The organism is Rhodoplanes elegans (assembly GCF_016653355.1).
GTDB classification, from domain to species: Bacteria; Pseudomonadota; Alphaproteobacteria; order Rhizobiales; family Xanthobacteraceae; genus Rhodoplanes; species Rhodoplanes elegans.
The window spans coordinates 20,194-29,175 of the sequence record NZ_NHSK01000154.1 but is presented as its reverse complement, the minus strand read 5'-3'; the positions used below and the strand labels follow the sequence as shown (position 1 = coordinate 29,175).

Annotated in this window: 8 protein-coding genes and 1 pseudogene; 3 read left to right on the top strand and 6 right to left on the bottom strand. The window is 67.6% G+C overall.

Annotated features, from left to right (window positions below; translation table 11 throughout):
* Positions 1-30: 30 nt before the first annotated feature.
* The 6 genes from CCR97_RS19290 to tnpA (CCR97_RS19265) form a co-directional block, all read right to left on the bottom strand.
* Positions 31-1,482 carry a serine/threonine-protein kinase gene (locus CCR97_RS19290; protein ID WP_146618602.1) on the bottom strand — a complete coding sequence of 484 codons (1,452 nt, stop codon included), beginning with the start codon at positions 1,480-1,482 and terminating at the stop codon, positions 31-33.
* A 477-nt stretch (positions 1,483-1,959) separates the two neighbouring features.
* Positions 1,960-2,613, bottom strand: a complete 654-nt coding sequence (locus tag CCR97_RS19285; protein WP_111355087.1) for a Crp/Fnr family transcriptional regulator — start codon at positions 2,611-2,613, stop codon at positions 1,960-1,962.
* Between the two features lie 355 nt (positions 2,614-2,968).
* Positions 2,969-3,367, bottom strand: coding sequence for a helix-turn-helix domain-containing protein (locus CCR97_RS19280; RefSeq protein ID WP_111355086.1), 399 nt, complete (start codon positions 3,365-3,367; stop codon positions 2,969-2,971).
* 384 nt (positions 3,368-3,751) lie between these two features.
* On the bottom strand, positions 3,752-5,365 hold the full coding sequence (gene tnpC, locus CCR97_RS19275; RefSeq protein WP_201159767.1) for an IS66 family transposase: 1,614 nt from the start codon (positions 5,363-5,365) through the stop codon (positions 3,752-3,754).
* Between the two features lie 57 nt (positions 5,366-5,422).
* Positions 5,423-5,773 (bottom strand): IS66 family insertion sequence element accessory protein TnpB, encoded by a 351-nt coding sequence (gene tnpB / locus CCR97_RS19270; RefSeq protein ID WP_111355084.1) that lies wholly within the window; start codon positions 5,771-5,773, stop codon positions 5,423-5,425.
* Positions 5,770-6,156 (bottom strand): IS66-like element accessory protein TnpA, encoded by a 387-nt coding sequence (tnpA, locus tag CCR97_RS19265; protein ID WP_111355083.1) that lies wholly within the window; start codon positions 6,154-6,156, stop codon positions 5,770-5,772. The genes tnpB (CCR97_RS19270) and tnpA (CCR97_RS19265) overlap by 4 nt, the downstream gene beginning before the upstream one ends.
* Positions 6,157-6,651: 495 nt before the next feature.
* Between tnpA (CCR97_RS19265) and tnpA (CCR97_RS19260) the strand changes: the two genes are divergently transcribed.
* The 3 genes and pseudogenes from tnpA (CCR97_RS19260) to tnpC (CCR97_RS19250) form a co-directional block, all read left to right on the top strand.
* Positions 6,652-7,083 carry an IS66-like element accessory protein TnpA gene (gene tnpA, locus CCR97_RS19260; RefSeq protein WP_111355082.1) on the top strand — a complete coding sequence of 144 codons (432 nt, stop codon included), beginning with the start codon at positions 6,652-6,654 and terminating at the stop codon, positions 7,081-7,083.
* On the top strand, positions 7,080-7,436 hold the full coding sequence (tnpB, locus tag CCR97_RS19255) for an IS66 family insertion sequence element accessory protein TnpB (RefSeq protein WP_111355081.1): 357 nt from the start codon (positions 7,080-7,082) through the stop codon (positions 7,434-7,436). Before tnpA (CCR97_RS19260) ends, tnpB (CCR97_RS19255) begins: the two co-directional genes overlap by 4 nt.
* Before the next feature lie 68 nt (positions 7,437-7,504).
* Positions 7,505-8,665 (top strand): annotated as a pseudogene (tnpC, locus tag CCR97_RS19250) (IS66 family transposase); the annotation flags it as partial.
* Positions 8,666-8,982 lie beyond the last annotated feature (317 nt).

Here is an 8,982-nt window from a genome sequence, read left to right as displayed (position 1 = left end):
CCCACTTCGACGCCAAACGCGACGCCGGCCTCACTTCGGTTGGCATTCGTAGAGCGTCGGTCCGCGGCTGGTCCCGACGCTTTCCAGGCAGTGGGCCGGCTCCGTCACCGGACCCTCCACCGTGAAGTCGTAGGGCGTGCCGTTGATCATCAGCACGTAGCGGCCGGCCGGAACCGGGCTGCTCGGGTCCTCGGGCTGGACCCAGATCATCTCCGGATTGTCACGCATCGGACGAACCCGGAACTCGAATCCGGTCTCGCGGATCACCCACCGCTCTTCCCCGGGTGGCGCGGTGATGACCTTGCCGCTCGGGTCGAATGTCATGACCTTGGCGAGACGCGCGGCGATGCGGACGGGGACGCGCTCGGGCGCACTCGTCATCATCTCGCGTCGGAAGACGAGGAAGCGGAGGTCGCGATCGGGCAACAGGGTCTTGGTCGCGGTCTTGATCTGCAGCACGGTGCGGACCCGCGGATCGACTGGGCTCGTCTGCACCTGTTCGAGCTCGGTGAAACGTGTCCCCTGGACGGCATAGACGCCGTAGAGGGTAGGGAGGGGCGGAGAGGGCAGGAGCGCGGCGAACGCTGTCTGGTGCGGGTCCGTGGCTGCTCCCTCGCCGCTCGGACCGGTCCGGGCCGCGGCGCGCTCGGGTCCGACCGGCTCGCCATCACGACGTGCGGTCTCGGCCGAGGGCGAACGGCGGCCCGCGGCCTCGCCGGCCACCTCGGAGCGACCGGCACCGTCACGCGGAACCACGGCGGCATAAACAACCAACGGAACGACAGCGGCGAGCGCGAGCTCGCCCCAGCGACGTGCGGACCTGCGCCACCGTCGCGGCACGGCGCCTGGTCCCGCGACCGCGGCGATGGGCTCGACCGCGAATGGGAACAACGGGATCTGGTCCGAGAAGGCAAGCATGGTGTCCCGTTCGAGCGGCCGCCGACCGCGGCCGTCGCGACCGGTCGCCCGAGGGGCGCTGGACCACGCGTCATCGACACTGTCGGGGACTCCCTCTCCAGCCCCATGCGACGCAATCCGATTGCCCTCATGTGAACTCGTGGCGAAGCCCCGCGACGCGTCCGCCAGCAGCGGAGACACAGCGATCCCGTTCTCCGCCGGCACGGGAATGTCAGTCTGTGGAAAAGCGGATGCAGTGCTGGCGGATGTAGTGCTGGCGGATGCGGCGACGGCCGATGCGTCGGCGGCGGATCGGACGACGGCCGGGGGGGCGGTGGCGGACACAGTCGTCGCGGGGGGCGACGAGGTCGACGAAGGGCGGCCCGGAATCGCTGCGCAGGTCGCGATGGCGGCTTCGAGCGCTCCCATATGGGCTGCGGCATCGGCCGGATCCAGCATGCGGGCGTGCTGCTGGAGCTGCCGCCGCAGCGTCGCGCGTGCGAGCTCGAAGACGAGCTCCCGGCGGCGCGCCGGATCATCGGCCTCGGCGATCATCCGTTCGAGAAGTGCGGCGAAATCCACCATGTCGCTCGTGCCCGAACGTTGCATCCGGTCACGTCGATATCATACGCCGACGCCCGACTGTAGGCGCGATGGGGGTCGGTGCCCTGCGATGGTCAGGGCGGGATTCAGCGGTCGAGGTGCCGTCTCAGGTCGTCGATATCGGCGCGAATCCGGTCCACGAGCCGAGCGAGCGCGACGTTCTCGGTCTCGAGAGTGCGCGCCACGCGGTCCCGGCTCACGCCCCTGCGACCGATCGATCCACGCATTTCGCGAGCGGTTCTCAAATCATAGACGTCCGCCGGCCGCGTGCTGGTGGAGTCGACTATATTGTCGCCTATCATAAATCTAACGTTGCGGCGCACAGAATTCACCTCGGAATAACGAATGTAGCGTAACCGGGGGGTGACGAACTGTGTTCGGGTTTCTCAGACCAATACTAGCGATCGACCGACCGTCGCGAAAGTGACGGAAGTCACAACGCGCGAGATTTAGCCCTGGTCACCGCGGCGGCTCGCCGACATCTCCGGCGATGCGAAAGAGCTCAGTTGCATCGAGGAGCGTGAGGGTGCGCCCCGCCAGATGAACGATGCGGCGAGACGACCAGTTCTTGAGCTTGCGGTTGACGGTTTCGCGGGACACCCCGGCGAACGCCGCGATCAGGCGTTGGCTGAACTCGACCGAGATGCTCGCTCCAGCGATGGGCTCGCGGTCGGCCAAGCGGAACTGCAGCAGAATCCAATGGGCGAGACGCGCTTCGAGGCCGCGAGTCGCCAGGCTCTCGGCCAGGCTGGTCCGACGGCGGAGCACGTCGATCAGGATATCGAACGCCTCGAGCGCCATGGCGGGGTCGACGAGCACCATGCGACGGGCGACCTCGCGATCGAGGGTCAGAAACTCGCATTCGGTAATGGTGATCGCTTCGAAGAGCGCCGCGCGCCGGGACGACAGGCCGGTCAGGGCGAACACCTCGCCGGGCCGGACGATGTCGAAGGCGATTTCCCGACCCCCGGGCGAGGTCGTGTAAAGCATCACCTGTCCGCTCACGATATAATACAAACGGACGATATCGGCGCCGCGCCGGATCACCACCTGATCTGCCGAAACGGTCGAATTCTGGCCGTGGGCCTGAAACAATTCCGTCAGGGCAGTCATCGGGAGGGCGGTCGGTACCGGAAGGTGAATGATCCGACGGGACCGTAAAGGTAAATCAAATGTTAATCAAATCGGAACGTTCGGCGTGCTTAACAGCTGCGGACGAGGAGGAGAAATCAAGGAAACCGCGCGCAACGCCGCGGGGCAACGCGCATCACACAGCGGTCATCGAGCTGGTTCTGCCGCAGCCGTGAATAGAGCGCGTCTCGAACGATCGAAGTCCGGTGCTGATCCTGCTCGCGGGGCTGATCCGCTTCCCGGGCTGACCTGCTACCGGAGGCTGACCTGCTCCCCGATGCGATCCCCGACGAGCGATCCCGCAGGTGGCCATGCAGCGCTAACGCAAGCTCGTTCGTCACCTCGCCCGGACTTGCCGAGCACGGTCCCGAGGACCTCTGTCGAGCTCGTCCTCGAGGGCCATCTTCTCGAGCAGCAGGTCGGTCACGAGACGCCGAAGGCGAAGGTTTTCCTGCTCCAGCTCGCGAACGTCCCGGGTCCGCTCGCGAGGTCCTGAAGAAGGAGAATAGCTCGGGCCGGTCGCCGTGGCGGTCTCGTCGGAACGCACTGATCGAGCCGTCTCGGTCGAGGGTTCGTCCCGTTCCGTATCGTACTGCTTGCGCCAGCGGTGATACGTCATCACGCTGATGCCGAGGGCCTTTGCGATCTCGTGTTGATTTTTGCCCCTGGCGGCCAACTCGCCCGCCTCGGCGAGCTTCTCGGCGATTTCGTGATTTCCGTGTCGGCGTCCGACCATCTCGTTCGTCCCGGGATCGTTTGTGCACATAGCGGATGGTGTATTTTCTTACACCGAATTCCAAAGCACATCAAATGAAAAAGAAATCATCACGGATTTACTAGTAATTGATAGGCGTGATCGATCGAATCGAGCAAAATATTTCGTAATCCGATGACGCCGAGTTCGACGAGAACTGCAACTGTTGTGACGTCAACATTTGTCGTGCAACACATATGTAACAATGTGTCGCCAGATTTCGAACGGGCGTACGATTGTTGCCGATCGCCTCTCGTGCGACTCGCGTGACCTCGGGTATCACGGACGGGGATGGCGCGGCATGAAGAACCGTACCCACCCGGCGGGGGCCGCGGGATTTCTGCTTGCGTTGTCCGGGACGGTGGGTCAGGCGGCGAGCGACGTCGGGGCCGGCGTCCAGTTCCAGGGAAGCAGCGCGGCCAGATCTCGGATGGCGTGATCGTTGATGCGGGCGAGGACGTCGGCGAGCCAGGCCTGCGGATCGACGTCGTTCAGGCGGGCGGTCTGGATCAGGGTGTACATCAGCGCGGCGCGTTCGCCGCCGCGGTCGGAGCCAGCGAACAGCCACGACTTCCGGCCGAGCGCGATGCCACGCAGGGCGCGTTCCGCGGCGTTGTTCGTCAGGCAGATTCGCCCGTCGTCGAGGAACCGCGTGAAGGCGGCCCAACGCTTCAGCATGTAGTCCATCGCCTTGGTGACGTCGGAGTGGCGCGACAGGCGGACCCGCTCGGCCCGCATCCAAATCTCGAGGTCGGCGACGAGAGGAGCGGCTCGCTCACGACGCAGGGCGAGGCGCTCGGCCGCCGGCGAACCGTTGATCTCGCGCTCGACGTCAAAGATCGCGTCGATGCGCGGCACGGCTTCGAGGGCCAATGGTGCGACGGCAGATGGCTTCGCCCGAGCCTTGGTCGTCACGTCGGCCAGCACGAAGAACTTGCGGCGTGCGTGTGACCAACATGCGGCTTCCACGAGCGGCGTCGGCTTGCGTCCCGCCTCGTAGAGCCGATTGAATCCCGCATAGGCGTCGGCCTGGAGGATCCCGCCATAGCCGTGCAGGTGGCGTTCGGGATGATCGCCGGTGCGATCACGCGAGTAAAAGAACACGGCGGCCGGCGGATCGTGCCCGCCGAACGGGCGATCGTCGCGCACATAGACCCAGGCCCGGCCCGTGTCGGTCTTACCCTTCGCCAGAACCGGCACCGGCGTGTCGTCGCCGTGCACGCGGTCGCCGGCGAACACATGGGTTCTGATCAGATCGTAGAGCGGGCGCAGCACCGTGGCGCAGCCGCCGACCAGGTCGGCGAGCGTCGACAGGCTCAGATCGACACCCTCCCGCGCATAGCGCTCGGCCTGACGGTTCAGCGGCTGGTGCTGCCCGTACTTCTCGAACACGATCATGGCGAGCAGGCTCGGCCCGGCGAAGCCGCGCGGCAGCACGTGGAACGGCGCCGGCGCCTGGCTGATCTTCTCGCAATCGCGGCAGGTGAACTTCTCCCGCACGATCTGCACGACCTTCCAGCGTCGCGGCACCGACTCCAGCGTCTCGGTGACATCTTCGCCCAGCTTGGCGAGCCGTCCGGAGCCGCAGCAAGTGCAGGTGGTCGGGCCAGGCACCACGATCCGCTCGCGCGGCAGATGCGCCGGGAACGGTTTGCGGGACGGCGTCCTGCGGGTGTGCGGCCGAACCGGCGTCTCGCCCGCCGCGGCGGTCGCCGTCGCGGCCGCGAGCTCGTCCTCGGCCGCGGCCGCCTCGAGCTCCTCGAGCTGAAGCTCCATCTGATCGAGGAGGCGGGCCTTGCGCTCGCTGCGCTGGCCGTAGAGCTCGCGCCGCATCTTCTCGATGGCGAGCCGAAGATGGGCGATCAGCGCCTCCGCGCTCGACACCTCGGCGCGAGCCCGGGCCAGCTCGGCGTCGCGCGCGAGCACGAGGCGCTTCAGCGTCTCGACGTCGTCGGGCAAGGGCGAATCAGCGGGGCGCATCTCCCACTGATAGAATCACACCCGGATGCCTTTGTGAGCCCGGGACGAGGCGCCGCGTCACCCCGCCGCGTCGGGCCGCCACGTGTACTGGGGCGCGCGCCAGTCGATCCCGGACAACAGGTAGCCGAGTTGTGCCGCCGAGATCGCCACGGTCCCGTCCACCGGCGACGGCCACAGGAACCGGCCGCGTTCGAGCCGCTTCGCGAACAGGCAGAAGCCCTGGCCGTCGTGCCACAGGATCTTGATCAGTCCACCGCTGCGCCTACGGAAGACGAACAGATGACCGCTGTGCGGGTCTCGCCGCAGCGTCTCCTGGACCTGCAGCGCCAGACCGTTGAAGCCCTTCCGCATGTCGGTGTGGCCCGTCGCCAGCCAAACCCGCGCGCCATTCGGGATCGGGAGCGTCATCGGCGGCCGGCCTTCGCCAAGGCGTCGATCACCGCCGTCAGTGTCGCCGGATCGACCACACCCGAAACCCGCAACCGAGGGGCCGCTAGGAACTCCACCTCGATCGACCCGCTCGGCGCCACCGCAATCGAGCTGGAGTCCCCCGCCACCCTCGGCTCAGGCAGGATCGTCGCCTCGGCGAACCCGGCCGACGGTCCCGTCGGACCACAAAGCTGCTGCCGCCACCGGAACAGCTGGCTCACGTGGATCCCGGCCTCCCGCGCCACCGCCGAGGCCACCACCCCTGGCTCCATCGCGGCCGCGACCAATCGCTCTTTGTCTTCCCGCGTCAACCGTCGGCGCCGCTGAATCGACGTGATCACCTGCACACGCGTGTTCGTCATTAGGACTATCCATAGAAATAGTCCTAATGACCTCGCCGCTCAGCCAGCCGGACGCAAGACGGCCCTCACCGGAGGGACACGAAGAACCTACCAGAACACAAACAGATGCTCGGTTGATCGTTCCCGCCCGATCGGGACGTGGAAGCTCGTCGGCTTCATGTGGGCGGTCGGTCGGGAGGCACAGCCCAGTTAATCGGTCGCCCACGCCGGCATTCACACGTGCACCGGCGGGGGCGGGATCACGGCAGGGGAATTCCCGTCGACCGCTTTNGCGCATCAGAGCTTGATCACCGACGTCCTTCAGATCCCGCCTCCACCTGTGCGCGTTCATCACTTCCGGCCGCTCTTCAGAGCAAAGAATATTTGCGCCCTGCTCGTTGACAATGGACATCAGAGCGTCGTTTTGGTCCCACCTACTGCGGGGGTTTGAGAGGGCGGAGTGTACCGATCATCGAGGTCTGAATCGGAGATCGGCTTGTGTCTAAACTTGACCCTATGTTCGAGCCCAAGGGGGCGGTTCACCGGATCGAGGTGATCTCGGGAATGGGACGGCGGCGGCGGTTCTCGGCGGACGACAAGGCCCGGATCGTCGAGGAGACGCTGGTGCCCGGCGCCGTCGTGTCGGAGGTCGCCCGCCGGCACGGGCTGATGCCGCAGCAGGTGTTCACGTGGCGGCGGCTGGCGCGGCGACCGGTGGCAAGGGCGCCGGCGGCCGAGGCGACGCTGTTCGTGCCGGCGGTCGTCGAGGCATCCTCGCCTTCGCCGGAGCCTGTGCGTCGGCCTCGGAAGCCCCGGAGAGACCGCAAGGCTGCGGATGTCACCGGCACGATCGCGCTGGAGATCGACGGCGTGAGCGTGCGGATCGGCGCCGGCGCTGAAGCCCGGACGGTGGCGGCGGTGATCCGCGCGTTGAGGGCGCGGCCGTGATCGGCCCGACGGGCGCAGTGCGGGTGATGGTGGCGACCCGGCCGGTCGACTTCCGCAAGGGCGCCGAGGGGCTCGCCGCGCTGGTGCGCGAGGAGATGCGGGCCGATCCGTTCTCCGGGACCATCTACGTGTTCCGGGCCAAACGTGCCGACCGGGTGAAGCTGATCTTCTGGGACGGGACCGGCGTTTGTCTGTTCGCGAAGCGGCTGGAGGACGGCCGCTTCCGCTGGCCGACCGTGCAGGACGGCGTGGTCCGGCTGTCGGCCGCGCAGCTCTCGGCGCTGCTCGAAGGACTCGACTGGTGCCGCGTTCATGCGGCCCGCGAGACGCCGGTGCCGGTCGAGCCGAGCTGACCGCGACAGAGTGAATCACGTCGCACGCGAGGCTCGCGAAGCGCTGCGCTGCATGGTGTAATCGCACCATGACGGCTACTTCGGACACGCTCCCGGACGACCCTGCCGCGCTGAAGGCGATGCTGGTGGCAGAGCGGGCGCGCGCCGAGCGGCTCATGCAGATCATCAAGGAGCTGCAGCGGCACCGCTTCGGTCGGCGGGCCGAGACGCTGCCGGAAGATCAGTTGCTGCTCGGTCTCGAGGACGTCGAGCAGGTGGCGGCGAGTGGCGAGGCCGAGACCGACACGACGGCCCCGGCCGAGCGCGCGGCCCGGGCCGCCAGGCGGCGCACCAACCGCGGATCGCTTCCCTCCCATCTGCCTCGCATCGAGATGGTGGTCGACATCGACGATCGCGCCTGCCCATGCTGTCGCGGCGCGCTGCACCGGATCGGCGAGGACGTCAGCGAGCGGCTCGACATCGTGCCGGCCCAGTTCCGCGTCCTGGTCGTGCGTCGACCCAAATACGCCTGCCGGGCGTGCGAGAGCGCCGTGGTGCAGGCGGAGGCGCCGGCCCGGCTGATCGAAGGCGGGCTGCCGACCGAAGCGACGGTGGCGCATGTTCTCGTCGCCAAATACGCCGATCATCTGCCGCTCTATCGGCAGGCCCAGATCTACGCTCGGCAAGGCATCGCGCTCGATCGCTCGACGCTCGCCGACTGGGTCGGCCGCGCCGCCTTCCTGCTGCGGCCCGTGCATGAACGCCTGCTCGGGAAGCTGAAGGCGTCCGCAAAACTGTTTGCCGACGAGACGACGGCGCCGGTGCTCGATCCCGGCCGCGGCCGCACCAAGACCGGCCAGTTGTGGGCCTATGCGCGGGACGACCGTCCCTGGGGCGGGACCGACCCGCCTGGCGTGGCGTATGTCTACGCGCCGGACCGCAAGGCGGAACGGCCGATCGCCCACCTCGCCGGGTTCAGCGGCATCCTGCAGGTCGACGGCTACGGCGGCTATCGCGTGCTCGCCGGGCGCGGCAGCGTGCACCTCGCCTTCTGCTGGGCCCACGTGCGCCGCCGCTTCTACGAAATGGCCGCTGCCGGCGCCGCGCCGATCGCGAGCGAAGCGCTCGACCGCATCGCCCGGCTCTACGCCGTCGAGGCAGAGATCCGCGGCCGCCCCGCAGAGGAGCGCCGCGCCGTGCGGCAGGAGAAGAGCCGTCCGATCTTCGCCGACCTCGAGCCCTGGCTGCGCGGGAACCCTCGGGCACGTAGTGTAGGACGAGCCACACCCACCAGAGACGGACATACGGTCTTACGAACTAGTGGACGTCCGGTCGACGGAGGGGCGGGCAACAGCGGGACCGAGGCCAGGAGCCTCCGGACCGCGGCGACAGGGAGCGAAGCCCGAGGGCGACGATCAAAAGCGACGACGGAAAGCGACGACAGGCAGCGACGACGGGCAGCCGCGCCGGGCAGCGACGATCGGCGCGAACGCCCGGTGGACGACGAAGGGCGGGTCGCCGCAGCGGAGCGTTGGCAAGGCTGACGACAGCGCGGTACGAGCCAGCA

Coding starts and splice junctions, on each gene's coding strand:
- CCR97_RS19290 (WP_146618602.1), bottom strand. CDS start 1,482: ATGGTGGATTTCGCCGCACTTCTCGAACGGATGATCGCCGAGGCCGAT.
- CCR97_RS19285 (WP_111355087.1), bottom strand. CDS start 2,613: ATGACTGCCCTGACGGAATTGTTTCAGGCCCACGGCCAGAATTCGACC.
- CCR97_RS19280 (WP_111355086.1), bottom strand. CDS start 3,367: ATGGTCGGACGCCGACACGGAAATCACGAAATCGCCGAGAAGCTCGCC.
- tnpC (WP_201159767.1), bottom strand. CDS start 5,365: ATGCGCCCCGCTGATTCGCCCTTGCCCGACGACGTCGAGACGCTGAAG.
- tnpB (WP_111355084.1), bottom strand. CDS start 5,773: ATGACGCTCCCGATCCCGAATGGCGCGCGGGTTTGGCTGGCGACGGGC.
- tnpA (WP_111355083.1), bottom strand. CDS start 6,156: ATGACGAACACGCGTGTGCAGGTGATCACGTCGATTCAGCGGCGCCGA.
- tnpA (WP_111355082.1), top strand. CDS start 6,652: ATGTTCGAGCCCAAGGGGGCGGTTCACCGGATCGAGGTGATCTCGGGA.